The sequence below is a fragment of the uncultured Sneathiella sp. genome (assembly GCF_963976355.1).
GTDB lineage: Bacteria > Pseudomonadota > Alphaproteobacteria > Sneathiellales > Sneathiellaceae > Sneathiella.
In genome coordinates this window covers 112,613-138,532 of record NZ_CAXBKA010000008.1, presented here as the reverse complement: position 1 = coordinate 138,532, position 25,920 = coordinate 112,613, and the positions used below count along the sequence as shown (strand labels likewise).

26 protein-coding genes are annotated in these 25,920 nt (G+C 56.3%); 16 read left to right on the top strand and 10 right to left on the bottom strand.

Going from position 1 to position 25,920, the window contains the following annotated elements:
• Positions 1-72 precede the first annotated feature (72 nt).
• The 5 genes from glp to AAC599_RS16735 are packed head-to-tail and all read right to left on the bottom strand — an operon-like array spanning position 73 to position 4,188.
• Positions 73-1,287 (bottom strand): gephyrin-like molybdotransferase Glp, encoded by a 1,215-nt coding sequence (gene glp, locus AAC599_RS16755; RefSeq protein WP_340151554.1) that lies wholly within the window; start codon positions 1,285-1,287, stop codon positions 73-75.
• Entirely contained in the window at positions 1,284-1,760 is a 477-nt protein-coding gene (moaC, locus tag AAC599_RS16750) for a cyclic pyranopterin monophosphate synthase MoaC (protein ID WP_340151553.1), read from the bottom strand. Before moaC ends, glp begins: the two co-directional genes overlap by 4 nt.
• Positions 1,761-1,769: 9 nt before the next feature.
• Positions 1,770-2,561, bottom strand: coding sequence for an indole-3-glycerol phosphate synthase TrpC (trpC, locus tag AAC599_RS16745; protein ID WP_340151552.1), 792 nt, complete (start codon positions 2,559-2,561; stop codon positions 1,770-1,772).
• Positions 2,558-3,598 carry an anthranilate phosphoribosyltransferase gene (trpD, locus tag AAC599_RS16740; protein WP_340151551.1) on the bottom strand — a complete coding sequence of 347 codons (1,041 nt, stop codon included), beginning with the start codon at positions 3,596-3,598 and terminating at the stop codon, positions 2,558-2,560. The genes trpC and trpD overlap by 4 nt, the downstream gene beginning before the upstream one ends.
• Positions 3,595-4,188 (bottom strand): aminodeoxychorismate/anthranilate synthase component II, encoded by a 594-nt coding sequence (locus AAC599_RS16735; protein WP_340151550.1) that lies wholly within the window; start codon positions 4,186-4,188, stop codon positions 3,595-3,597. Before AAC599_RS16735 ends, trpD begins: the two co-directional genes overlap by 4 nt.
• A gap of 224 nt (positions 4,189-4,412) precedes the next feature.
• Between AAC599_RS16735 and AAC599_RS16730 the strand changes: the two genes are divergently transcribed.
• Positions 4,413-5,537, top strand: a complete 1,125-nt coding sequence (locus AAC599_RS16730; RefSeq protein ID WP_340151549.1) for a divergent polysaccharide deacetylase family protein — start codon at positions 4,413-4,415, stop codon at positions 5,535-5,537.
• A gap of 12 nt (positions 5,538-5,549) precedes the next feature.
• Here AAC599_RS16730 and trpE read toward each other — a convergent pair whose 3' ends face one another.
• Both trpE and AAC599_RS16720 read right to left on the bottom strand, forming a co-directional pair.
• On the bottom strand, positions 5,550-7,067 hold the full coding sequence (trpE, locus tag AAC599_RS16725) for an anthranilate synthase component I (RefSeq protein ID WP_340151548.1): 1,518 nt from the start codon (positions 7,065-7,067) through the stop codon (positions 5,550-5,552).
• 2 nt (positions 7,068-7,069) lie between these two features.
• Complete coding sequence (locus AAC599_RS16720; RefSeq protein ID WP_340151547.1) at positions 7,070-8,941, bottom strand: SurA N-terminal domain-containing protein; 1,872 nt, start codon at positions 8,939-8,941, stop codon at positions 7,070-7,072.
• Between the two features lie 217 nt (positions 8,942-9,158).
• Here AAC599_RS16720 and tpiA point away from each other — a divergent pair, with 217 nt between their 5' ends.
• From tpiA to AAC599_RS16645, 15 genes are all read left to right on the top strand, one after another.
• Positions 9,159-9,917 (top strand): triose-phosphate isomerase, encoded by a 759-nt coding sequence (gene tpiA, locus AAC599_RS16715; RefSeq protein ID WP_340151546.1) that lies wholly within the window; start codon positions 9,159-9,161, stop codon positions 9,915-9,917.
• Positions 9,918-10,002: 85 nt separating this feature from the next.
• Positions 10,003-10,692 carry a phosphatase PAP2 family protein gene (locus tag AAC599_RS16710; RefSeq protein ID WP_340151545.1) on the top strand — a complete coding sequence of 230 codons (690 nt, stop codon included), beginning with the start codon at positions 10,003-10,005 and terminating at the stop codon, positions 10,690-10,692.
• A gap of 129 nt (positions 10,693-10,821) precedes the next feature.
• Positions 10,822-11,157: a preprotein translocase subunit SecG gene (secG, locus tag AAC599_RS16705; protein ID WP_340151544.1), complete on the top strand. Its 336-nt coding sequence runs from the start codon at positions 10,822-10,824 to the stop codon at positions 11,155-11,157.
• An 89-nt stretch (positions 11,158-11,246) separates the two neighbouring features.
• A complete protein-coding gene (locus AAC599_RS16700) occupies positions 11,247-12,878 on the top strand; it encodes a CTP synthase (RefSeq protein WP_340151543.1) in 1,632 nt (543 codons plus the stop codon).
• A 2-nt stretch (positions 12,879-12,880) separates the two neighbouring features.
• Entirely contained in the window at positions 12,881-13,714 is an 834-nt protein-coding gene (gene kdsA / locus AAC599_RS16695; protein ID WP_340151542.1) for a 3-deoxy-8-phosphooctulonate synthase, read from the top strand.
• A 20-nt stretch (positions 13,715-13,734) separates the two neighbouring features.
• On the top strand, positions 13,735-15,012 hold the full coding sequence (eno, locus tag AAC599_RS16690; protein WP_340151541.1) for a phosphopyruvate hydratase: 1,278 nt from the start codon (positions 13,735-13,737) through the stop codon (positions 15,010-15,012).
• A gap of 9 nt (positions 15,013-15,021) precedes the next feature.
• On the top strand, positions 15,022-15,657 hold the full coding sequence (locus AAC599_RS16685) for a class I SAM-dependent methyltransferase (protein WP_340151540.1): 636 nt from the start codon (positions 15,022-15,024) through the stop codon (positions 15,655-15,657).
• Positions 15,658-15,792: 135 nt separating this feature from the next.
• On the top strand, positions 15,793-16,290 hold the full coding sequence (locus AAC599_RS16680; RefSeq protein WP_340151539.1) for a lysozyme: 498 nt from the start codon (positions 15,793-15,795) through the stop codon (positions 16,288-16,290).
• Between the two features lie 115 nt (positions 16,291-16,405).
• The gene (locus tag AAC599_RS16675; RefSeq protein ID WP_293962677.1) at positions 16,406-16,717 is read left to right on the top strand and encodes a septum formation initiator family protein; all 312 of its coding nucleotides are present in this window, start codon (positions 16,406-16,408) and stop codon (positions 16,715-16,717) included.
• Positions 16,718-17,003: 286 nt separating this feature from the next.
• Positions 17,004-18,038, top strand: coding sequence for a pyruvate dehydrogenase (acetyl-transferring) E1 component subunit alpha (pdhA, locus tag AAC599_RS16670; protein WP_340151538.1), 1,035 nt, complete (start codon positions 17,004-17,006; stop codon positions 18,036-18,038).
• Positions 18,039-18,068: 30 nt separating this feature from the next.
• Positions 18,069-19,478, top strand: coding sequence for a pyruvate dehydrogenase complex E1 component subunit beta (locus AAC599_RS16665; protein ID WP_340151537.1), 1,410 nt, complete (start codon positions 18,069-18,071; stop codon positions 19,476-19,478).
• A gap of 11 nt (positions 19,479-19,489) precedes the next feature.
• Positions 19,490-20,824: a pyruvate dehydrogenase complex dihydrolipoamide acetyltransferase gene (locus AAC599_RS16660; protein ID WP_340151536.1), complete on the top strand. Its 1,335-nt coding sequence runs from the start codon at positions 19,490-19,492 to the stop codon at positions 20,822-20,824.
• 10 nt (positions 20,825-20,834) lie between these two features.
• Positions 20,835-22,238, top strand: coding sequence for a dihydrolipoyl dehydrogenase (gene lpdA, locus AAC599_RS16655; protein ID WP_340151535.1), 1,404 nt, complete (start codon positions 20,835-20,837; stop codon positions 22,236-22,238).
• Between the two features lie 92 nt (positions 22,239-22,330).
• A complete protein-coding gene (gene lipA, locus AAC599_RS16650; protein WP_340151595.1) occupies positions 22,331-23,236 on the top strand; it encodes a lipoyl synthase in 906 nt (301 codons plus the stop codon).
• Between the two features lie 31 nt (positions 23,237-23,267).
• Positions 23,268-23,735, top strand: a complete 468-nt coding sequence (locus AAC599_RS16645; RefSeq protein ID WP_340151534.1) for a type II toxin-antitoxin system RatA family toxin — start codon at positions 23,268-23,270, stop codon at positions 23,733-23,735.
• Here AAC599_RS16645 and AAC599_RS16640 read toward each other — a convergent pair.
• Genes AAC599_RS16640 through AAC599_RS16630 form a run of 3 tightly spaced genes read right to left on the bottom strand, consistent with a single transcriptional unit; the run spans position 23,732 to position 25,858 of the window.
• A complete protein-coding gene (locus tag AAC599_RS16640; protein ID WP_340151533.1) occupies positions 23,732-24,232 on the bottom strand; it encodes a CinA family protein in 501 nt (166 codons plus the stop codon). The two genes, AAC599_RS16645 and AAC599_RS16640, sit on opposite strands and share 4 nt — an antisense overlap.
• Complete coding sequence (locus AAC599_RS16635) at positions 24,219-24,710, bottom strand: phosphatidylglycerophosphatase A (protein ID WP_340151532.1); 492 nt, start codon at positions 24,708-24,710, stop codon at positions 24,219-24,221. Before AAC599_RS16635 ends, AAC599_RS16640 begins: the two co-directional genes overlap by 14 nt.
• Positions 24,707-25,858: a bifunctional 2-C-methyl-D-erythritol 4-phosphate cytidylyltransferase/2-C-methyl-D-erythritol 2,4-cyclodiphosphate synthase gene (locus AAC599_RS16630; RefSeq protein ID WP_340151531.1), complete on the bottom strand. Its 1,152-nt coding sequence runs from the start codon at positions 25,856-25,858 to the stop codon at positions 24,707-24,709. Before AAC599_RS16630 ends, AAC599_RS16635 begins: the two co-directional genes overlap by 4 nt.
• Positions 25,859-25,920 lie beyond the last annotated feature (62 nt).

Here is a 25,920-nt window from a genome sequence, read left to right as displayed (position 1 = left end):
AAAACATTTTCAAATGTTCTACAAAAGTTCTTTTCCCGCGTCAAGGGAAAAGCGCCCGGGCTTGCAAGCGGTTCAGATGGACGGATAGCGGCGGTTGAGCGGGATAATATCCACTTCCGATCCCACGGGCAGGGCGGCAGCGAATGGCGCGCGGACGACCAGGCAATCGGCAAGAGAGAGCGGTGAGAGCATGGAGCTGTCCTGCTTTTCAAAAAGCCGGATGACCGGTAACTCTCCTGCATCATCGGTGATGACAGCGCGCATGTAATCTTCCCGCTGGTCATTTGCCTTCAATGCATGGCTGAGAATGGCCCGCTGCCGGGGGGGCGTTCTCGGGGTGAGGCCGCGCAATGCATCAAGGGCGGGGATCAGAAAGAGAAAGCTGCAGATTAGGCTGGAAACCGGGTTTCCGGGCATACCCAGCATCGGTATGCCTGCGAAGCTGCCAAACATCAGCGGTTTGCCGGGACGCATGGCAATCCGCCAGAAGTCGACACTCAGTCCTTCTTTCCCGAGGACAGGCTGGATCAGGTCGTGGTCCCCGACGGAGGCGCCGCCGAGAGTGATGAGCATATCCGCCGATCTCGCGTTCATGACTTTCTCGCGGAGGGAGTCCGCGTTATCCTCGGCGATCCCGAGATCAAGCGCTTCACCGCCCGCCGCCTCGATCAGGGCGCCGACGGCCAGACTGTTGGAGGAGATGATTTGATTGGGGCCAAGCGGCTCGCCGGGCCGGACAAGCTCGTCTCCCGTCGATAAGAGTGCGATTTTCGGCTTGCGCCGCACGGTGATCCATGGAATATCCATTGCCGCCAGCAGCCCGATATCCCGTGGAGTCAGGATCGTCGGCGCTTTTATCCCGACGTCACCGGCACTGAAATCAAGGCCCGCAGGCCGGACATATGTCCCCCTTGTCGCACCTTCCTTGATCGTCACGGTTTTGGTATCGAACTCCGTATCTTCCTGAATAATGATGGTATCGGTGCCGGAGGGAAGCGCCGCGCCGGTGAAAATGCGGACTGCTTCGCCCGTCTGCACCGGCTTGTCGTAGGACCCGCCCGCCGGAACCTCGCCGACAATCTTTAGACGGGCCGGAATTGCTCCGAGGTCGGCGGCTTTCACCGCGAAGCCGTCCATTGCGGATAGGTCGGCAGGCGGCTGTGTCCGGCGGGAGCGGGCATCTTCCGCCAGCACGCGCCCGGCGGCGGTCTGCAGAGAGACGACTTCCGTCCCGACGGCGCGAATCTCCTTCAGGATATTCTTGCGGGCTTCCTCTACCGAGATCATGACGCGTTATAAGTTCCTGATTTACCGCCACTTTTATGTAGCAGCTTTGTTTCGGTAATCGTCATGCCGCGATCGACGGCCTTGCACATGTCATAAATGGTAAGGGCGGCGATGGACACGGCGGTGAGCGCCTCCATCTCGACGCCGGTCCGTCCTTCCAGCTTGCAGGTCACCTGCGCCTCGATCCGGCTGTTTTTCTCATCGATGATAAACTCTACATTCACCTTGCTGAGCGCGAGCGGATGGCAGAGCGGGATCAGATCAGCGGTTTTCTTCGCCGCCATAATGCCGGCGAGGCGGGCAACCCCGAGCACATCCCCCTTGTTTGCCTTGCCATCACGGATCAGCGCTAGGGTTTCCGGTGCCATTTTGATGCTGGCCGTCGCGGTCGCTTCGCGTTCGGTGACATCCTTGTCGCCGACATCGACCATATGGGCGGCGCCTTTTTTGTCGAAATGAGTGAGTCCGCTCATGGGACCTCCTTATATCCGGGCCAGCAGGGACCGTACGGCAATGGCAACATCCGCCTGCCGCATCAAAGATTCACCGACAAGGAAGATACCGCAACCGGCCTTTTCCATGCGCGCAAGATCGGCGGGCGTATAGAGGCCGCTCTCACTGACGGCGAGACACCCCTCCGGCAGGGCGCCGGCGAGTTCCTCCGTCGTCGCGATATCCACCTCGAGGGTTTTGAGATTGCGGTTATTGATCCCGATCAAAGGGCTTTTGAGATTGACGGCGCGGTCGAGTTCGCTGCGGTCATGTACCTCGATCAGAACGTCCATGCCCCAGTCATGGGCCGCCGCTTCCAGCTCCTTTGCCTCCGTATCGTCAAGGGCTGCCATGATCAGCAGGATACAATCCGCGCCGAGGGCCCGCGCCTCGACAACCTGATAGGGGTCGAGCATGAAATCCTTGCGCAAGACGGGCAGGGAGACGGCGCTGCGCGCTGCCACAAGGTAATCGTCCGCGCCCTGAAAATAGGGGATATCGGTGAGGACCGACAGGCAGGTCGCGCCGCCTGCCTCATAGGCTTTTGCCAGGGCAGGCGGATCGAAATCCTCCCGGATCAGCCCCTTCGAAGGAGAGGCTTTCTTGATTTCCGCGATCAGTCCGTATTCTCCGGCCTCCCGGCGGCTCCTGAGCGCGCGAATAAAACCGCGCGGAGCCTCCGCCGCTTTCGCCGTCGCCTCGACATCCGAAAGTATGACCCGGTCCTTGCAGTCGCGAATATGCTGGCGTTTGTCATTGCAGATTTTTGCGAGAATACTCATACCGCTTTAACCGTTTCATTGGAAATCCGTTTGAGAGCTTCAAACGCGCTGAGCGCCGCACCCGTATCTATGGATTGTCTGGCAAGCTCAATACCTTCGGCCACGGTGTCACATTTTCCGCCGATCATGATGGCCGCCCCGGCGTTCAGCAGAGCAACATCCCGATAGGGACCGGGTGTGCCATTCAGCAAGGCCATCAGGGCTTTTGCATTTTCCTCAGGTGTCCCGCCCTTAAGTTCCTCGAGAGAGACCTTTTGGATGCCGAATTGCTCAGGAGTGATTTCAAACTCCGTGATGTCGCCATCTTTCATCTCTACCACTCTGGACGGGCCCGTGGTCGTCAATTCATCGAGACCGTCAGACCCTTCCATGATCCAGATATGGGTCGATCCAAGTTTTCGAAGCGTCTCCGCCATCGGATGCATCCAGCGCATGTCATATACGCCGATCAACTGTCGCTTGACCGCAGCTGGGTTGGACATGACGCCGAGCAGGTTAAAAATCGTACGAATGCCAAGCTCACCCCGTGTCGGGCCGACATGGCGCATGGCACCGTGGTGGCGATAGGCGACCATGAAACCGATACCGGCTTCATGTATCGCCCGCTCCGTCAAGGCGAAGTCGCATTCCGTATTGATTCCGAGAACGGCCTGGACATCCGCCGTGCCCGAGCGGGAGGAGGCGGCCTTGTTGCCATGCTTGGCCACCGGAACACCCGCACCTGCGGTGATAAAAGCGGCGGCGGTGGAAATATTGAGAGTGCCGTGGCCGTCGCCGCCGGTTCCGACAACATCGACGGCATTTTCCGGCGCCGTGATATAGGTTGCTTTTTCACGCAGGACCGAAACGCCGCCGATCAGTTCATCCACCGTCTCGCCGCGCAAATGCAGGCCCATCAGGAAGGCGCCCATCTGCGCTGGCGTGGCATCGCCGGAGAGGATGATGTTGAACGCAGCCTTTGCCTCATCCACGGTCAGGGTTTTGCCGGACGCGATTGTTGCAATCAGCGCCTTGAAACTGGGTTGAACATTCTTCATGCGGCCGCCCTGCTGTCCGGTCGTGTCAGATTCAGGAAATTCTGCAGCAATGCATGCCCATGCTCGGATGCGATGCTTTCGGGATGAAACTGAACGCCGTGCAGCGGCAGTGTTTTATGACTGAGCCCCATGATGACACCGTCATCCGTATTCGCTGTGACCTCCAGCGTATTCGGGACCGTCGCCGGATCAATGGTAAGGGAGTGATACCGCGTCGCGATAAACCGGTTTGGCAGGCCCTCAAAAAGACCGGTGCCAGCATGAATAATCTCGGAGGTTTTGCCATGCATCAACTGGTTGGCGCGGACAACTTTGCCGCCGAACACCTGGCCGATCGCCTGGTGGCCGAGACAGACACCGAGAAGCGGCGTTCCCGTCACGCTCGCCCGTTTGACTGTCTCAAGGCAGATGCCCGCCCGGTCCGGATCGCAGGGCCCCGGAGAAAGGACAATCCCGTCGGGCTTTTCATCGAAGACCGCATCAACGGTCACGACATTGTTCCGGTATACTTTCACCTCGGCGCCCAATTCCCCAAGAAAATGGACGAGATTGTAGGTAAAGCTGTCGTAGTTATCGATTAACGTAATCATATCAATATTATATCATGCTTTCTTATTGTCTTGGCAGAATTATCTGCCGCCACAGTCGAAGACCTTACTCGTTTGACTAGCAGTTTCTTCTTTTTCACCACAAAATCAAGAGAACATTAGCCCTTTTCGGCTTCCACTTCGCCATTTTTATGCCTTGTTTACCATATTGAAATAGAATTAACATAAGCAGGCAACAGTATCGTATCGTAAAGGGTCCATAGGTCATGACATCCCGGAATAAGGGAAAAGGCAAATCGGCAGAGCTGTCGTGGGTGGACCGCATAACGGAGGCGCCTGCGCGGATCGCCATTCTGTGCGTTGCGGTCCTGATCATCAGCGTCAGTGGCGGCATCCTGATCGGCAAACTCTTTGGTCCGGAAGCCCATAAACCCGAATTGCAGGTGGTCAGTGCGCTTGCCGCACCGGTCGAGGTTGAAAAGGCGGCTGCCAAGCCGGGCGTTTTCGTGCCGGAGAGCCCGTATGCCTATAATGATTACCCAGTTGTTTCGAGAACGGAAGAGGTGCCGCTGCAGATCGCGGCGCTTCCGATTGAGCCCGAGGCCGCGGAGCCAATAAAACTTGATCCCGCGATAGAGGCGCTGACGACGGAGAAGCTCTCAACGGAAGTACCTGCTTGGAAACGCTATGCCGCGCTCGCGCCGCCGTTGCAGGATAAACCGCTGATCGCCATTGTGATCGATGATGTCGGTCTCAGTCATCGCCGGGTGGAGGAATTGAACGCACTCCCGGCATTGATGACACTCGCTTTCTTGCCGTATGCGCCGTCACTTCAGGGAAAGGTCGAACTGACCCGCCAGGAAGGGAACGAGGTTATGCTGCATCTGCCGATGGAGCCCACCTCGTCTGAAGCGGACCCGGGACCTGATGCTCTGTTGACGGGCCTGGGTTTGGAGGAACTTCGCGAGCGGACTATCCGCAATCTGGACAGTTTCAGCGGTTATGTCGGTGTGAATAACCATATGGGCAGCCGCTTTACCGCCGACAGCGAGGCGATGGCCGTCGTGATGGACATCATGGCGGAGCGAGGACTGCTGTTCTTGGATTCAAAAACGACTTCGGCCTCGGCCGGGTTCCGCCTTGCTGTGGAACGTGGCATGCCGTCTGTCAAGCGGGATATCTTTATCGATCATGTCATTGAGGATGAGGCGATCCTGAAACAGCTGGCGAAAGTGGAAGTCATTGCGGAACGCGCTGGCGTTGCCATCGCCATCGGGCATCCGCATCCGGAAACGATCCGGGTTCTGAAAAAATGGCTGCCGGAGGCGAAGAAGAAGGGATTTCTATTCGTACCGGTGAGCGCCGTTACAGCGCTCACCTTCAAGGGATAACACGCGAAGCGCTTAACGGTTGCGGCCGCTGCTCGACGCGTAGCGCACCGCTTCCTGCGCGGCACGGACAAGGGCTTTCGCCTTATTGACGGTCTCCTGATATTCGGCTTCCGGATCGCTATCGGCAACGACGCCGCCACCTGCTTGAATATAGACCTTGTTGTCTTTCACCAGTGCCGTACGCAGCGCGATGCAGGTATCCATCGAGCCGTTGGCGGAGATATAGCCGACCGCACCGGCATAGACGCCGCGGCGGCTCTTCTCAAGCTCGTCAATAATCTCCATCGCCCGCACTTTGGGAGCACCGGAAACCGTGCCGGCCGGGAAACCGGCCTTCAGCGCGTCGATGGCTGTCAGCCCGTCCGCGATCTTACCTTCCACGTTGGAGACGATATGCATAACGTGAGAGTAATTCTCGATCTCCATCTTCTCCGTGACTTTCACGCTGCCGATTTTCGCGACGCGGCCAACGTCATTGCGGCCAAGGTCAAGTAGCATGAGATGTTCGGCGAGTTCCTTCGGATCCGACAGCAGATCCTCGGCGAGGGCGGCGTCCTCGGCGGCGGTCGCCCCGCGCGGACGGGTACCGGCAATCGGCCGGACCGTGACCATGCCGTCACGCAGGCGGACAAGGATTTCCGGACTGGAGCCGACAATAGAGAATTCCCCGAAATTGAGATAGAACATGAATGGGGAGGGGTTCGTCCGCCGCAAGGCGCGGTAGAGCGCAAGCGAGGGCAGTTCGAACGGCAATTCAAAGCGTTGCGATGGTACGACCTGGAATATGTCACCGGCGCGGATATATTCCTTCGCCTTTTCAACCATTTTGTAGTATTCGGCCTTGGTCGTATTCGAGGTCGGTTCGGGCAGGTCAAGACTGCCGACCTCAAAAGACGCGGAATGCGGCAGGCTGCGCTCGAAATCCTGTACGGCATCTGAAAGCCGTTCGGCCGCATGATTATAGGCGCTCTGGGCAGAGCGGTCATCCTCCGACCAGATCGGTGTGATGATGGTGACCAGATCAAGGATGGAATCGAAAATCGCCATCACCGTCGGGCGAATGAACATCCCTTCCGGAATTTTCAGATGATCAGGGTTGCCATCCGGAATTTTCTCCATCAGCCGGACAGTGTCATAGGACATATAACCGACCAGTCCGGCGGCCATCGGGGGCAGGTTGGGCGGCAGGTCGATATGACTTTCGTCGATCAGGGCCTGCAAACTTTGCAGCACCGGCTGATCACAGGCGACGAAGGCGTCGGGATCGAAGCGGGCCATCCGGTTGATGCGGGCTTCATTCCCGTCACAGCGCCAGATCAGGTCCGGTTTGAGACCGATAATCGAGTAGCGCCCGCGAACCGCGCCGCCTTCAACGGATTCAAGCAGGAAGGAGTTGGCCTGTCCTTCCGCGAGCTTCATCATCGCTGAGACAGGGGTTTCAAGATCGGCCACCAGCGTTGTCCAGAGTATCTGGGACTGCCCGCCGTCATGCTTCTCCTTGAAATCGGCAAAGCTGGGTTGAATGGACATCTTTAAAAATATTCCTGGATCAGCTGTTCCTTGACGGAAATACCGATGTCTTTCTGAAGATAATTTTCATATTCCGTGAGAATGCCGGCCCGGATGCTGGCCGTGACCTGCTCCTTCATCTGGGTAAAGGCATCTTCATCACTCGCCGGATCGGCCGGAATGACATCGGCAACGCCGTAGACGAGCGTCCCATCGCCCGCCTTGTTGACATTCACGCCATAGGCGCCGGGCTGCAAATCGAACAATCCGTCGCGGGCAACGGGGGATAACTCCTCGGCGCTGCCAACTCTCAGAACGGGTTGCGAGGTCTGGACGGTCAGGCCCAGCTCATTCGCCGCGGCCTCAAGCGTTTTGCCGCCATTCAGCTCGACGAGGAGGGCTTCGGCCTTCTTCCTTGCTTCCTCATGCCGCCAGTTGTCCTGCCAGTCCTCGGTGACCTGCTCGCGGACTTCATCAAGAGATTTGACGGCTGCGGCCTCAATTTCGGTAACGGCAACCGCATAATATCCGCCGCCGTCTGCCTCACTCACTTCCGGCTCATCCTCCGGGCTCCGGGCAAAGGCTTCAGTCAGGAAGCCGGTGACATCGGGGAGATCAGCGGCATTACCGGATTTGTCATTGCCGCTGGCATCGATCCAGTCGGTCGTGACCAGTTTGAGATCAAGCGTTGTGGCCGCCTCGTTGAGTTTCGCGCCGCCGGCGAATTCATCCTCAAGCCGTGTGGCCTGATCATAAAGTAGCTCTTGCGCCTGGCCGAGCTGGATATCTTTCATCAGCTGCTCCCGCACATCCGCGAAGTCTCGGGTTTCGCCAGGCTGGATTTCAGTTACTTTTGCCAGATGCCAGCCGAGAACCGTCTTGATCGGCTCAGTCACGCCATCCTTCTCAAGGCTGAAAACGGCATCCTGAAGCTCCGGCAGCAGATCGGAGGACGCCATCAGGCCAAGATCGATATCCGATGTGGTGAGCTGAAGATCCGCCATGGCGACATCGGCGAAATCTTCCCCATCCGCAATTTTCTGACGGGCCGCCGCGGCGGCTTCCTCGGTTTCGAAAATCATCTGTTCAACATGGCGCCGTTCCGGCGTATCCAGTTGATCCTTGCGGGCCTCGAACTCGGCACGGAGCTCTTCTTCCGAGACCTCTGTCGCCGCTGCGATGGCTTCAGGGGTAAGAAGGACGTAGCTCAGCCTGCGATATTCGGGCGCGGAATAATTCTCGGGCGCTGATTGAATCAATTCTTCAAGCTCTTCATCGGTTGGAGCGGGGGCAAAACCGATGCTGCTGTCCTTGATATCGATATATTCAGCCGTCCTTTTCTCCGCGAGAAAGGCATAAAAAGTATCTATAAGGACATCCGGGGCCTTGTTCACACCCAACTCGAGTGTACCGAAAAGCTGTTCGCCGGTGATATCGTTGCGGACAATCTCGATATACTCCCCTTCACTGTATCCATTGCGGGACAGGAACTGTTCGAACAGAAAGCGGTCGAACTGTCCGGCCTGGTTCCGGAAGGCGGGCTGGCTCTGGATCATCCTGCGCACGGCGTCATCATCGGCACTGAGGCGAAGGGTTCTGGTCTTTTCATCGACGAGGGCGCGGGAGGCGATCTGGTTGACCGTCATCTGCGCCAGACCGAACTGGCGTGCCTGTTCCTGCGTCAGCTGCGTATTGAAGCGCTGCGACAGCATATTGAGATTACGCTGGTAGTCGCGCTGGAACTCGCCGAGGGAGACAGAGGTGTCACCGACTTCGATCACATTGCTGCCGACGGAACTGGAGAGCATATCGCCGCCAATTCCCCAAACGCCGAAACTCGCGACAAGAAGAAGTAACAAACCTTTTGCGAGCCATCCGCTGGCTCCTTTTCGCATCGCGTGAAGCATATCTGTCGTCTACCAAAACCAGTTCGAATTAATAAGTTGCATTTCCCCGGGCCGACGCCCGGCACAGCGCGCCAGATTATAGGGACGGGGCAGGGCGGGGCAACATGGAATTTCGCAAAGCGGTATCTTTCTTGGGTGAAAAATGGCATATGATCCTGAAAATGCAATAATTACCCCTATGTATTTCACATTTTGAGGAAAATAGATGTCAAAGCAAAGACGCCCGTTGATTGCCGGGAACTGGAAAATGAATGGTCTGGCAGGGTCCGCCGCGCCGGAGTTGCAGGAACTTGTAAAGCGCGCAGGTGAGCATTCCGATCCGGCCTGCGATATCCTGATCTGCCCGCCAGCGACGCTGATTGATAAAATGGCGGGCCTTGCCAAGGGAAGCGCTGTCAAAATCGGTGGACAGGATTGCCACGCCAATGAAAGCGGCGCCCATACCGGCGATATCTCTGCTGAAATGCTGAAGGATACCGGTGCGGACTATTGCATTGTCGGTCACTCCGAACGCCGCGCTGATCACGGCGAGAGCAACACGGTGGTAAAAGCCAAGGCCGGGGCGGCCTTGCGCGCCGGGCTGATCGCCATTGTCTGTGTCGGTGAGACCCTGGCTGAGCGGGAAGGGGACAAGACCCTTGAAGTCATCAGTGACCAGGTGCGCAATTCCCTGCCCGAAGGGGCAACGGCCGGCAACACCGTCATTGCCTATGAACCGGTCTGGGCTATCGGCACGGGCAAGACGCCGACGCCGGAGGATGTCGCCGTGGTTCATGCCCATATCCGCAAGGAACTCGGCTCTCTGGTAGGTGATTCGGAGGCTGTCCGGATACTCTATGGGGGCTCGGTCAAGGGGAGCAATGCCGCGGAACTGATGGCGGTTGAAAATGTTGACGGTGCACTGGTTGGCGGCGCCAGTTTGAAGGCAGTTGATTTCTGGCCGATCGTGAGGACCTGTATTTGAGTTTTATTACGATTAGCTTGAAACTGTTCTTATCAATCAATACTGTTTATAGTTGATTTTGAAGTAATCAATAGGAAATCAGGGAATGAGATCATTCGACCGGCTTATGGCCGTCGTACCGCTCCTTATCATCACGGTTATTATTACCGGGATGGCGCCACAGAAGACGGAGAACAATAAATTTCTGCCGGTCGGTGAGGTTGTGGCGGAATCTTTGATCGGGGCTCCGCCGGAGGTAGGATCACCGGAATTCAATCGACAGATGGCCGTCGTGTTGTGGATGCAGAAAATCCGGACGCCGGAACAAGTTACCTTTGTTGAAAAACCTCTGAATTTCGATCGCTTCGCTCCTATTCTGGGTCATGATCTCGATGTCGTTGACCGGGTCGCGCTTGAAGAAACTCTGGATGAGGTGATCAGTCAAGTGCGTCAGAACTATGATGCAGTCAAGGACCGGTACGACTATCCGCGTCCCTTTAAGGTTAGCGACGCGGTGAAACCGGTTGGTGATGCACGGCCTGTTGCCTCCTATCCAAGCGGACATGCCATTCGGGCAACAGTTTATGCGCGCTTGCTGACAGATATTTTTCCAGAGCGTGAGGCGGAATTATCGGAATTGGCCAGGCAGATCGGCTATGGGCGTGTCACCGCCGGAGTGCATTATCCGATGGACGTCATTTCGGGTCAGCTACTGGGCAACGCCTATGCGGACGTTATTTTGAAGCAGCCGGCCTTTCAGGAAGCAGTTGTGCGGATTCGTGGCATAAAGGAATAGGATACTCATTCCTTTCGCAAACTTAAGAGCAACTAGTCTCTAGTAATCTGGTTGAGTTTCGTGTAGAAGCCCAGCAATTGTTGATGAAACGGGCGGCGAGAGCCGTCGGAATATCGGGATTTTAGAAGTATGGAAACTGTCCTGCTGGTCATTCATGTTATGATCGCGATCGTTTTGGTCGGGGTGGTCTTGTTGCAACGGTCCGAAGGCGGCGCGCTGGGAATCGGCGGCGGTGGCGGTGGCGCGATGAGCAGCCGCGGTGCAGCCAACCTGCTGACCCGGACAACGGCTGTGCTGGCCGCAGGCTTCATGCTGACGAGTGTTCTGCTGGCAATTGTCAGCGGCACGCATTCAGAGCCGACATCTATTCTTGATGTCCCCGCGACATCAACGGACGCGCCGGAGAGCACGGCGCCCGCGACACCGATGGCCCCGACCGAACCTTCGGCTCCGTTGTCAGAATAATCGGACATTTCACAAAAAATATCGGAGGCGGCGTAAAAGCCGCCTCTTTTACTTCACGGCGAATAAAGAATTGGTTATAACGTAACTCCATGGCTCGGTTCATTTTCATTACCGGTGGTGTGGTTTCCTCTCTTGGCAAAGGCCTTGCCGGGGCAGCGCTGGCTTCCCTCCTGCAGGCACGCGGCTTCAAGGTGCGGCTTCGGAAACTGGACCCCTACATCAACGTCGATCCCGGCACCATGAATCCCTATGAACATGGCGAATGCTATGTCACCGACGACGGGGCGGAAACAGACCTCGACCTCGGTCATTACGAGCGATTCACCGGTGTCCCCTCCCGCCAGAGCGACAATGTGACGACGGGGCGGATTTACCAGACAGTGATCCGCAAGGAACGCCGCGGGGATTATCTCGGCGGGACGGTTCAGGTCATTCCCCACATTACCAACGCGATCAAGGAATTCGCGACGGACAATCTCGAAGATGAGGATTTCGTCCTTGTTGAAATCGGCGGCACCGTCGGCGATATCGAAGGTTTGCCATTTCTGGAGGCTATTCGCCAACTGGGGTATGAACTGCAGAATGACGCGGTCTTTGTGCATCTGACGCTGGTGCCTTATATTGCCGCCGCGAAGGAGCTGAAAACCAAGCCGACGCAGCATTCCGTGAAGGAGCTTCGCTCCATCGGTATCCAGCCGGATATCCTGCTATGCCGGAGCGAACAGCCCATCCCGCCCGGCCAGCGCCGGAAAATGGGACTTTTCTGCAATGTGCCGGAAGAAGCCGTTATTCAGGCGCTGGATGTCCGCACCATTTATGAAGTGCCGCTCAGCTATCACAAGGAAGGCTTTGACGAGCAGGTTCTGAGGGCGTTCGGAATTGAGGACGCACCGCAGCCGGATCTTTCGAAATGGGAGAATATTGTCGATCGCGTCCTGCATCCGGAAGGCGAGGTGACGATTGCTGTTGTTGGCAAATATATCGAACTTCAGGATGCCTATAAATCCCTGACAGAGGCGCTGATCCATGGCGGTATCGCGAACAAGGTCCGGGTCCGGATTACCTGGCTGGAATCGGAACTGTTCGAAGGGGACGGTGTTTCACCGGCTAGCGTTCTGGAAGATGCGCATGCCATTCTGGTGCCCGGCGGATTTGGCGAGCGCGGTGCGGAAGGAAAAATTCGGGCCGTGCAATATGCCCGCGAGCAGAATATTCCCTATTTCGGAATATGCTTTGGAATGCAGATGGCGGTCATTGAAGGATGCCGCAATCTCGCGGGCATGCCGAATGCAGGCACTTCCGAATTTGGACTGTATGAGCCCAATGTCGTTGGTCTGATGACGGAATGGACGCGCGGCAACAAGACGGAAATCCGCAGCGCCGATGATGATCTTGGCGGTACGATGCGGCTCGGGTCTTATCCTTGCGATCTTGTCGCGGATACGAAGGTGAGGGAGATTTACAAATCCCCCCATATCGAGGAACGGCACCGTCATCGTTTTGAAGTCAACATCGCCTATAAGGATGTTCTGGAGAAGGTCGGTTACAAATTTTCCGGCCTGTCGCCGGACGGGGAGCTTCCGGAGATCGTCGAGATTACGGATCATCCATGGTTTATTGGCGTTCAGTTCCACCCCGAGTTAAAATCGAAACCCTTTGCGCCGCATCCGCTTTTCGAGAGTTTTATCGAAGCGGCGGTCAAGAAATCACGACTGGTGTAGACATGACTGAAACCCAACACGTCCAGATTGGCGACTTTACCGTTGGCAATGATTTACCCTTTGCCCTGATCGCGGGACCCTGCCAGATGGAAAGCATGATCCATGCGATGGACATGGCGGGGCGGCTGCATGAAATTACCCGGAAACTCGGTATCCCGCTGGTTTACAAAACCTCTTTCGACAAGGCGAACCGCACATCGCATACGGCGGAGCGGGGCCTTGGTCTGGAAGGGGCCATCCCGGTCTTCGAACGCATTCGCAGCGAGTTTGGCATTCCCGTACTGACAGATGTGCATTTGCCCGAACATTGTGCGGCCCTCGGTGATGCGGTGGATGTCCTGCAGATACCGGCCTTTCTGTGCCGCCAGACGGACCTTCTGCTTGCCGCCGCGAAAACCGGCAAGGTGATCAATGTCAAAAAGGGCCAGTTTCTGGCGCCATGGGATATGAAGAATGTTGCGAACAAGCTGATCAGCGCCGGGAACAACCGCGTCCTGCTGACGGAGCGCGGCGCGAGTTTCGGATATAACACCCTTGTCTCGGACATGCGCAGCCTGCCTATCATGGCGGAGCAGACCGGCCTTCCCATTGTCTTCGATGCCACCCATTCGGTGCAGCAGCCGGGCGGGCAGGGCACGACATCGGGCGGACAGCGGGAATTCGTGCCCGTGCTGGCACGCGCAGCGGTTTCAGTCGGTGTTGCAATGGTTTTCATGGAAACCCACCAGGATCCGGATAATGCACCTTCCGACGGGCCGAACATGGTGCCGGTCGATGAAATGGAAGCCCTGCTCGGCGTTTTGAAACAATTCGATACTCTTGCCAAAAATCTCTAAAATTACAGGAACCCAGTCGTATGAGTGCAATTCTTGATATTACCGGTCGTGAAATTCTGGATAGCCGCGGAAACCCCACGGTTGAAGTCGATGTCATTCTGGAAAGCGGGGCATTCGGCCGCGCGGCAGTTCCCTCCGGCGCCTCCACCGGCGCGCATGAGGCTGTCGAGCTGCGGGACGGCGATAAATCCCGCTATGGCGGCAAGGGTGTCCTCAAGGCTGTTGAATCAGTGAACGGAGAGATTTTCGATATTCTCTCGGGCCGCGATGCGGATGACCAGATTGCGCTCGACCGGGCGATGCTTGCCCTTGACGGAACCGAGAACAAGGGCCGTCTCGGGGCGAACGCGATCCTCGGGGTCAGCCTTGCGCTCGCCCGTGCGGCGGCGGAAGATTGCGGCCTTCCGCTTTATCGCTATATCGGCGGCGCCTCCGCGCGGACCCTGCCGGTGCCGATGATGAATATCATCAATGGCGGCGAGCATGCGGACAACCCCATCGATATCCAGGAATTCATGATCATGCCGGTTTCCGCCGATACTTGCGCGGATGCGATCCGGATGGGATCGGAAGTCTTCCAGACCCTGAAGAAGGAACTCTCGAAGGCCGGTCACAATACCAATGTCGGCGATGAGGGCGGCTTCGCCCCGAATATCGCTAGCACGCGCGATGCCCTTGATTTCATTATGAAATCCATTGAAGGCGCGGGTTACAAGCCCGGTGAGGATATCTATCTTGCGCTGGATGCCGCTTCGACCGAGTTCTTCAAGGACGGCAAATATCACCTCAAGGGGGAGGATAAAATTCTCACGCCGGGTGAAATGGCGGACTATTACGCGGCACTGGTCGGTGATTACCCGATCATCTCGATCGAGGACGGCATGAGCGAAGATGACTGGGCGGGCTGGAAAACGCTGACCGATAAAATCGGCGGCAAGGTTCAGCTTGTCGGGGATGATCTTTTCGTGACCAACCCTAAGCGGCTTGCTGACGGAATTTCGCAGGGCGTAGCCAATTCCATCCTCGTGAAGGTCAATCAGATCGGCTCGCTCACCGAAACTCTGGAGGCCGTTGAAATGGCCCACAAGGCCCGCTATACGGCGGTGATGTCGCATCGCTCGGGCGAGACGGAGGATTCCACCATCGCCGATCTTGCCGTGGCTACCAACTGCGGGCAGATCAAGACAGGCAGCCTCAGCCGCTCCGACCGTCTGGCTAAATACAATCAGCTCATCCGGATCGAACAGGAATTGGGCGACGCCGCGGAATATGCGGGGCGCAGCATCCTGAAGGGCTAGGCGCCGGTTATGGCGCTCTCGATGTCCGATCTTGCGAAGACGACGCAGGATGTCTATGAGCGCAATGCCGCCCGTTTCGATGCGGAGCGGGCGAAAATCCTGTTTGAAAAGAAATGGATCGACTGTTTTCTTGGATTTGTTCCTGAGGCGGGGCATGTGCTTGATCTCGGCTGCGGTTCCGGCGAACCCATTGCGGGCTATATCATTGGGAAAGGCTACAAACTGACCGGCGTGGATGCGTCTGCCGCCATGCTCCGTCTTGCACGAGAAAAATTTCCGAATGGTGACTGGCGCAAGATGGACATGCGCGCCCTTGATCTACCCGAACTCTTCCATGGCATTCTTGGCTGGAACAGCTTCTTTCATCTCACGCGGGACGAGCAGAGGGCCGTTCTTCCCAAACTCATGGCGCATCTTGCGCCTTCCGCGGTGCTAATGCTGACCGTGGGGCCGGAGGAGGGCGAAGTAACCGGGCAGGTCGGCGATGATACCGTTTATCATGCCAGTCTCTCCCGCGAGGAATATAGGTCCATCCTTGTTTTCGAAGGGATGTCTATGATCGAATTCGTCGTTGAGGATCCCGATTGTGATTATCACACAATCCTGCTGGCACAGAAGGCGCCCGGTCCGGATCAGTCCATCTAAACCGGCAGTTTTCCGAGAACCTGGTAAGCAGGTTCCCATCGCAGATACAAAATAAAATAATAACTATAAGTTGAAAATAATATAAAAAAATACATCTTATGGAGATATTCATATTTTGAGATTTGGAGGCTGATCATGACGCATGAACTCTCTTCCCGGGGTGCCAGCTTTATCAAGCATTTCGAAGGGGAACGGCTGACGGCCTATGATGACGGGACTGGCATCATGACCATCGGTTATGGACATACGGGCGATGTGAAGGCCGGAGAGACGATTACCCAAGCTCAGGCGGATAGCTATTTAATGGGGGATGTGAAATGGGCGGTGGATACGGTCAACAACGCGGTGAAGGTCAAACTTCAGCAAAATCAGTTCGATGCGCTGGTTTCCTTTACCTTTAATGTCGGAGAAGGAGCCTTTAAATCGTCAACCCTGCTTCAAAAGCTGAATGCGGGCGATTATGCCGCCGTCCCGGGAGAGCTTGATCGCTGGATCTATGCCGGGGACAAAAAAGGGGCGTTCGCCGAGTTTGCCCGCTGGTCGCATCTCGGCAGCGGCAAGGAAGTTTCTCCCGTTCTGAAGGGGCGGCGGGAGAAAGAGGGCATGTTATTTTCAAAAGGGACATATGGGTGAGGATAATGACCCGAATTTCCACAATTTCAGTCTATTATGACGTTTTTCGTAACTAATTTGTCCACAGGGCAATTTAACGGTTGACCTCGACTCTGGTATTTGATTCACTCACGTCATGAACGTCAGCCATGAGATACGCAAGCGCGCAAAAGCCGGAGCCGGACCCATTCTGGGAATACTGGCTGTTGCCTATTTCAGCTATCATCTGGTGGAGGGTGATCGGGGACTGTTCGCCTATCTCAAACTCCAGCATGAAATTGACCGGGCCGAAGCTGTTTATCAGCTCACAGAGAACGAAAAGCAGGCGCTTGAGAAGCGGGTTGCCTTGCTGCGGCCGGAGAATCTTGATGTGGATATGCTGGAAGAGCGCAGCCGTGATGTTTTAGGGCTCGCCCACCCGGACGAGATCGTCATTTACAAAAAATAACCGGGTGACGGCCTGTTTGTTTTTTTATGTCCTGCTTTATATTTTTAGTTATCGTTTATTGCGTTTTTTCGGTCTGAAATTTTGCATTTCATGCGCCTGAAGATATTAACTTATTTTCAGTTCATTTTGCGTGTGCAAAGTAATTTTCGTATTTATTAACTGATATATAGTTAATCTATAAATTCAGCTTGTCTAAAACGACCTGTTCCTACACATTCTGAGGTATTCACAACGTGCATCGGACGGGGCAGGGATACCTCCGATGCCCTCATTGATGGGAGACACCATGGCACGTCAAGCCGCGAAAAAGCCTGCGCCTGCGACCAAGAAGTCGAGCGCCGACGCCCGCAAGGCCAAGCCGAAATTTTCAAAAGAGGAAATCGAGAAATTCTACTATGACATGCTGCTGATCCGTCGGTTCGAAGAGAAGGCCGGGCAGATTTACGGCATGGGCCTGATCGGCGGTTTCTGTCATCTGTATATCGGGCAGGAGGCCGTCGTCGTCGGCATGAAGTCGGCGATTACGGATGATGATGCGGTCATTACCTCTTATCGCGATCATGGCCATATGCTCGCCTGCGGCATGGACCCGAAAGGCGTCATGGCCGAGCTGACCGGGCGTGAGGGCGGCTATTCCAAAGGAAAAGGCGGCTCTATGCATATGTTCAGCAAGGAGAAGAATTTCTATGGTGGACACGGTATTGTCGGGGCCTGTGTCCCGCTCGGAACTGGTCTTGCATTCAGCCAGAAATATCAGGACTCCAAAGATATCACTCTTTGCTATATGGGCGACGGCACGGTCAACCAGGGCCAGGTGTATGAGAGCTTCAATATGGCGGAGCTCTGGAACCTGCCGGTGGTCTATGTGATTGAGAATAACGAATATGCCATGGGAACATCGGTCAAGCGGTCTTCCGCCCAGACGGAGCTCTATAAGCGCGGGGAAAGCTTTAACGTTCCCGGTGAACAGGTTGATGGCATGGATGTTTTCGCGGTCGCCGAAGCGGGCAAGAAGGCCGTTGACTGGGTTCGCTCCGGCAAGGGTCCCTATATCCTTGAAATGAAAACCTATCGTTATCGCGGGCATTCCATGTCGGATCCGGCGAAATACCGCTCGAAAGAAGAGGTCAACAAGAAGCGCGCGGAACATGACCCTATTGATCATCTGCGTCAGACGATGCTGGATGAAAAAATCCACACCGAAGATGAGCTCAAGGAGATCGACCGCGAGATCAAGGCGATCATCGCCGATGCTGTCGAGTTTGCCCAGGATAGTCCGGAACCGAAACCGGAAGAGCTTTACACGGATGTTTTGGCATAAGTGCCGATCAGGTTGGGAAGGACTAGATAAATGCCAACAGAAATTTTGATGCCGGCGCTCTCGCCGACGATGACCGAAGGCAAGCTGGCCCGCTGGCTGGTCAAGGAAGGGGATACGGTCAGTTCCGGGGATGTGCTGGCCGAGATCGAGACGGACAAGGCGACCATGGAAGTCGAAGCGGTTGATGAAGGGAAGATCGGCAAGATCCTGATTGATGGGGAGACGGAGAATGTCGCCGTGAATACCCCGATTGCCGTGCTCCTTGAAGAAGGGGAGGATGACAGCGATCTTGAGGATTTCTCCCCGAGTGCAGCTCCAGCCCCGTCTTCGGCCTCTGAGGAAGAGGGAAGCGGGAAGGATGAGCCTGAGGAACGGGCTTCTTCTCCTGCGCCGCGCAGCACTTCGAAAACGCCGGATGCCTATGATGCCAGCGGGGAAATTCCCGAAGGCACGGAAATGACAAAGATGACGGTCCGCGAAGCCCTTCGCGATGCCATGGCCGAGGAAATGCGAAAGGATGAACGTGTTTTTGTCATGGGCGAGGAAGTGGCTGAATATCAGGGTGCTTATAAGGTGACGCAGGGCCTGCTGGATGAATTTGGCGCGCGTCGCGTGATTGATACTCCGATTACTGAACATGGTTTTGCCGGTGTCGGCGTCGGCGCGGCCTTTCATGGACTGCGGCCCATCGTCGAGTTCATGACTTTTAACTTTGCCATGCAAGCCATTGATCAGATTGTCAATTCCGCCGCCAAAACCCGCTATATGTCGGGTGGTCAGATGGGCAGCCCGATCGTGTTCCGGGGGCCCAACGGCGCGGCCTCCCGCGTGGCGGCGCAGCATTCGCAATGCTATGCGTCCTGGTACTCCCATGTGCCGGGATTGATTGTGATTGCCCCGCATACGGCCGCGGATGCAAAGGGGCTTCTGAAAGCGGCGATCCGCAATCCGAACCCGGTGATTTTCCTTGAGAACGAAATCCTCTATGGACAGAGTTTCGACGTGCCGGTGATGGATGACTTTGTGGTGCCCATCGGCAAGGCGAAGATCGAACGTTCCGGCGACGATGTAACCATTGTGTCCTTCGGAATGGGAATGCGCTATTCGCTCGAGGCGGCGGAGAAGCTCGCGGAGGAGGATATCTCGGCCGAGGTGATCGACCTTCGCACCATCCGCCCGATGGATATGGAGACGGTGCTGGCCTCGGTTCGCAAGACGAACCGCTGTATCACCGTCGAGGAAGGCTGGCCACAGAGCGGCGTCGGCGCCGAGATCACGGCGCAGATCATGCATCATGCCTTTGATTATCTCGATGCGCCGGTTCTTCGCGTGTCGGGCAAGGATGTGCCGATGCCCTATGCCGCCAATCTTGAAAAACTGGCGCTCCCGCATACCGATGAGGTTGTGGCGGCGGCCAAATCTGTCTGCTATCGCGATTAAAGGGGGCGAAAATGCCAATTACCATCACCATGCCAGCCCTCTCACCGACGATGACCGAGGGGACGCTGGCCAACTGGCAAATGAAAGTGGGCGATACCGTCGCCTCCGGGGACGTGCTGGCCGAGATTGAAACCGACAAGGCGACCATGGAAGTCGAGGCGGTGGATGAAGGAAAGCTGGCCAAGATTCTGGTTGAAGGCGGCACCGAAAATGTTGCCGTGAATACGCCGATCGCAATCCTGCTGGAAGAGGGGGAGGATGAATCCGACCTAGAGGGCTTCGATGCGGGATCAGCGTCGGCGCCGAAGAAGGAGACGTCGGAGGAACCTGCAAAGAAAGAAGCGCCGAAGAAGAAGGCCGCCGAAGATAAATCCGAACCGACGGCGGATGAATTCGCGCCGGAAGTCAAGGGCAGCAGCGGCCCGGCGCCGGTCTCCAAGAAAGGAGATCGCATCTTCTCCAGCCCGCTTGCCAGGCGGATCGCCGCAGATGAAGGGCTTGATTTGAAAGTGATAAAGGGAACCGGGCCCCATGGCCGGATAATCAAGGCGGATGTGGAAAAGGCGATTGCCTCCGGGTCGGCCAAGGCACAGAAGGAAGCCCCCAAGGCGGCTGCGTCCGCGCCTGCCGCCCAGCCGCAGGCGGTCACGCTGCCGCCAGAGGGGAATTTCGAGGAAGTTCCGCTCACCAGCATGCGCAAGACGATTGCCCGGCGGCTCAGCGAGGCCAAACAGACGATACCGCATTTCTATCTGACCATAGACTGCGAGCTGGATAACCTGCTGGCCATGCGCAAGGAGCTGAATAGCCGGTCTGACGAGTATAAGATCTCGGTCAATGACTTCGTGATCCGGGCTTCCGCACTGGCGCTGAAAAAACTGCCTGCGGCCAATGCCATCTGGGGCGGTGATAAAATCCTGAGGTCCAGGGACTTTGACATCTCCGTTGCCGTGGCGATTGAGGGCGGGCTGATCACGCCGGTTGTCCGTCATGCCGATCAGAAAGGGCTCGCCGTGATTTCCGACGAAATGAAGGAACTCGCGGGCCGGGCGAAGGAAGGCAAGCTCATGCCGGAGGAATATCAGGGCGGCTGTTTCTCGATTTCCAATCTTGGTATGTACGGGATCAAGGAATTCTCCGCTGTGATCAACCCGCCGCAATCGGCCATTCTCGCGATCGGAACCGGGGAATTGCGTCCGGTTGTCAAGGACGGCGCGCTTGCCATGGCGACGATGATGAGCGTGACCTTGTCCTGCGACCATCGTGTTATCGATGGGGCCATGGGCGCGGAGTTGCTTAAATACTTCAAGGGCTATATTGAAGAGCCCTTGACCATGATGCTGTGAGGAGCCGGATATGAGTGAGACAAAATTTGACCTGGTGGTTGTCGGGTCCGGCCCCGGCGGATATGTGGCGGCAATCCGCTCGGCGCAGCTCGGCCTGAAAACCGCGGTTGTCGAGCGGGAGCATCTCGGCGGTATCTGCCTGAACTGGGGCTGTATCCCGACAAAGGCGCTTCTGCGGACCGCGGATGTCTATACCTTGATCAATCATGCGGAAACATTCGGCATCAAGGTCGAAGGGGCGTCCGTCGATCTCAAGAAAACCGTGGATCGGTCCCGTCAGGTGGCCGGACAGCTCTCCGGCGGCGTCAAGCATCTGTTGAAGAAGCACAAGGTTACGGTCATCGATGGCCATGGCAAGCTGAAAGGTGGCGGAAAGCTCGAAGTAACCAAGGACGACAAAGTCGTTACGACTCTGGAAGCCAAGCATATCATCTTGGCCACCGGTGCGCGGGCGCGGACCCTGCCGGGGCTTGAGCCGGACGGCAAGCTGATCTGGACCTATAAGGAAGCCCTGGTGCCGGATGTCATGCCGAAGAAGCTGCTGGTTGTCGGCTCCGGCGCTATCGGAATTGAATTTGCAAGCTTTTTCAATGCGCTAGGATCCGATGTTACGGTTGTTGAGGTGATGGATCGCATCCTGCCGGTGGAAGATGCGGAGATTTCTTCTCTTGCGGAAAAAGCCTTCAAGAAGCAGGGCATGACCATTCACAAGGGAACGACGGTCTCTGAGCTCAAGAAATCCGGCGGCAAGGTCACGGCCACCTTCAAGGACAAGAAGGACAAAAGCTCGACCGATACATTCGATCGGGTCATTCTCGCGGTGGGTATTGTCGGCAATGTCGAGAATATCGGCCTAGAAGGTACAAAAGTGAAAGTTGAGAAAACCCATGTCGTGGTGGATGAATATTCCCGGACGGGAGAGCCGGGTGTCTACGCCATCGGCGATCTGACCGGGCCGCCCTGGCTCGCGCACAAGGCCTCTCACGAAGGGGTGATCTGCGTCGAGAAGATTGCGGGGGAGAAGGATGTCCATCCGCTCAATACGTCGAATGTGCCGGGCTGCACCTATTGCAATCCACAGGTTGCCTCTGTCGGCCTGACCGAGGCTGCGGCCAAGGAAAAGGGCTATGACGTGAAGGTCGGCCGTTTTCCGTTCATCGGAAACGGCAAGGCGATTGCCCTAGGTGAACCGGAAGGCTTGATCAAAACCATATTTGATGCAAAAACGGGCGAAATGCTGGGCGCCCATATGATCGGCGCGGAAGTGACTGAGCTTATTCAGGGCTATGGCATTGCGAAAACGCTGGAAACGACCGAGATTGATCTGATGCATACAGTCTTTCCGCATCCGACAATATCGGAGGCCATGCATGAATCCGTTCTTGACGCGTATGGCAAGGTGATCCACATCTAGGTTATGTCTCCGCCTGCCTGCGGGGTAAACGATGGTAAGGTTGAATTATGAATGAGACAGCATCGATAAAGCGTGTTCGTCATCCGGAGAAAATGAAGCGGCCGGATAACCCGATTCAGCGCAAGCCCGCCTGGATCCGCGTGAAGGCGCCTGTCTCCAAAACCTACAATGAAACGCGCGAGTTGATGCGCGGCCTCAACCTGACGACGGTCTGCGAGGAGGCGGCCTGTCCCAACATCGGCGAATGCTGGGCCAAGAAACACGCGACCATGATGATCATGGGGGAGATTTGCACCCGGGCCTGTGCCTTTTGCAATGTCTCCACCGGTAAGCCCAACGCGCTTGATCCGTTTGAACCGTTCAACGTGGCAACGGCCGTCAAGAAGCTGGGCCTCAATCACGTGGTGATCACCTCCGTTGATCGGGATGATCTGAAAGACGGCGGGGCGCAGCATTTTGCCGACGTCATCACCGCCATTCGCGAAGCGACACCGGAAACAACGATTGAGATTCTGACACCGGATTTTCTCAAGAAAGACGGTGCGTTGGAAGTCGTTGTTGCGGCGAAACCTGATGTTTTCAATCATAACCTTGAGACAGTACCGAAGCTTTATCCTTCCGTCCGTCCCGGCGCCCGCTATTACCATTCTCTCCGCCTGCTGGAACGGGTGAAGGAGCTTGACCCCAATATGTTCACCAAATCGGGCCTGATGGTCGGACTTGGCGAGGAGAAGGAGGAAGTCGGCCAAGTGATGGATGACATGCGTGTCGCCAATATCGATTTCATCACCATTGGCCAGTATCTCCAACCGACGGTCAAGCATCATGCCCTTCATCGTTTTGTGACGCCGGATGAATTTGCAGTTCTCGAAAAGCAGGCCTATGCTAAGGGCTTCCTGATGGTCTCCGCATCGCCGCTGACCCGCTCAAGCCATCATGCGGGTGAGGATTTCGCCAAGCTGAAGGCGGCGCGCGAACGGGCCAACAGCAAGAACTGACCAGTCAAGCGAGTACGGATCAACGTAGAGTATGCCAACACACGCGGAACAGCGGGTTCTCCCTTATAGTCCAAAGCAGATGTTCGATCTGGTGGCGGCTATCGATCAGTATGATGAGTTTCTGCCCTGGTGCGTCGGCTCCCGGATCAAGGAGCGAAAAGAGAATATCGTGCTGGCCGACCTCGTGATCGGCTTCAAGCTGTTCCGGGAGAAATTCACGTCGAAAGTGACGCTGGATGAAGAAAACATGCGGATCGACGTCGAATATATGGACGGACCCTTCCGCTATCTCAATAATCACTGGCAGTTCAATGCGCATCCGGACGGTTGCGAAATCGACTTTTTCGTCGATTTCGAGTTCCGCTCGATGATCCTTCAGAAAACGATCGGAATGCTCTTCAACGAAGCGGTGACCCGCATGATCTCGGCCTTTGAAAATCGCGCGAAGGAGCTATATGGCGTCAAGCCCGATCTGCAGGATCAGTCTTCGGGCGGCTAGTGGCTGGCCGCTTTGAGCAGCATTTCAAGCGCCGTTTTGACAGTGGCAAGGCGAACTTCCGACCGTCCCAGATCCCCATATTCCATCTTTCGATGCTCCGCGACGCCCTCTTCTGTGGCGACCGCAAAGTGAACGAGGCCGACCGGCTTTCCGGGGCCGCCTCCGCCGGGGCCTGCAATGCCCGTCACAGCGACAGTGAGGTTGGCGCCGGCGGTTTTAAGGGCGCCGAGCGCCATTTCCCGCGCCGTTTCCTCCGATACCGCACCATGCTCCCGCAAAACTTCTGTGCTGACGCCGATAACGCGCGCCTTTGCCTTGTTGCTGTAGGTGATGAAGCCGCGATCAAATACGTCGGAGGAACCGGCGATATCCGTAAGCGCTCCGCCAATCAGCCCGCCGGTGCAGGATTCTGCTGTCGCCAGCTGCCATTTCTTCTGGCGGCATTGTTCGAGGACGTCAGTCGCCAGTTTTTCGATGTCTCCGCTAAAAATTCCCATCATATATCCTTTTTATTATTACCAGCAGGACCGAGGCAATCAGCCCCGCCACATAGTCATCGATCATGACGCCGAAGGCGCCTTTTACCTTCCGGTCCAGCCAACTGATCGGCCAGGGTTTCAGAATATCAAGCGCGCGGAAGATCACAAATGTCAGAACGATCATCAGCGGCGTCAGCGCCGTCGCGTGAAGAGCGAGCCAGATGCCCGCAACTTCGTCAATGACCACTTCGCCCGGATCGCTTTTTCCGGTGTGTTTCAGATAGATTTGTGTGCTCCACCAGCCGACGCCGAACGCAATCAGGGAGGCCATGCCAAGCGCCGGGGCACCGAGATAGTGAAAGATCAATATGCCAAACGGTAGCGCCGCAAGGGAGCCGATCGTTCCCGGTGCCTTGGGGGAGAGACCGCTCCAGAACCAGGTGGAGAGGATAACCGCCGGATGCCAGAGGGAGAGGGGGGAAATTTTCTGGCTCATTCAGGCAACCTAACTGTTGCGACGGCCTGGGCGGCGATACCTTCCCCGCGGCCGGTAAAGCCAAGCTTTTCCGTCGTCGTCCCCTTGACGTTGACCCGGTCGCTTTGAATTTGCAGGATATCGGCAATTCTCTCTGCCATGGCCGCGCGATGCGGGCCGATTTTCGGCTCTTCGCAAATGATGGTCAGATCGACATGGCTGACAACACCGCCTTTTTTCGCGACAAGGCGGGCGGCATGGGAGAGAAAACTCTCTGAAGCGGCGCCTTTCCATTCAGGATCCGAGGGCGGGAAATGAACGCCGATATCCCCGGCGGCAATGGCGCCGAGCAGGGCATCCGTCAGGGCATGCAGCGCCACATCCGCATCGGAATGGCCCTTCAGTTTTTTCTGATGGGGGATTTCGATGCCGCCGAGCCAGACGCTTTTCCCATCCTCGAAGGCGTGAACATCAAATCCGTAGCCGGTGCGGATATCCCCGAGTGATTTCAGGATATGCCGCTCCGCTGCCGCCATATCCTCTGCCGTCGTGATCTTGAAATTGATGGGCTCTCCCTCGACCATCAATACCTCAATGCCGGCGCGGGCGGCAAGGGCGGTGTCATCTGTCAGATTCTCTCCGTCAAAGGTCCGGTGTGCTGCCAGAATGTGCGCAAAGGCAAAGCCTTGCGGTGTCTGCGCCGCGACAATTTCATCCCGGTTGACGGAGCCGGTAATGCGGCCATCGGAAAAGGTTTTGAGGCTGTCGATGAGGGGCAGCGCGGGCAGCACGGCCTGGCCGGTTTGCAGCTTATCAATGCATCGGCTGATCAGGGCCTCGCTTACGAAGGGGCGCGCCGCATCATGAATCAGCACGAATTCTGGTGATAAATCAGTCAGGCTCTCCAACCCGTTACGCACTGATTTCTGCCGTTCCGCGCCGCCGATGACCGCCGGCAGCAAGTCGAGATCTTTTGTTGCCTCATCATAGAGCTCCATGTCCGCCTCGCTGACGACCACGCAGATATTGTCAACGGACGGATGATCAAGGAACGCATCGATGCATCTTCTGAGAATAGTTTTTCCAGCAATTTCAGCATATTGCTTTGGAAAGCTCATTCCGGTTCGGAGGCCTTTTCCGGCGGCGACGATCAGGGCGATGGTTGTCATGGTCCGACAATAGTTTGGGAAACCGGAAGGTTCAATAAAATTGACGGCTTGCGAATGATTCT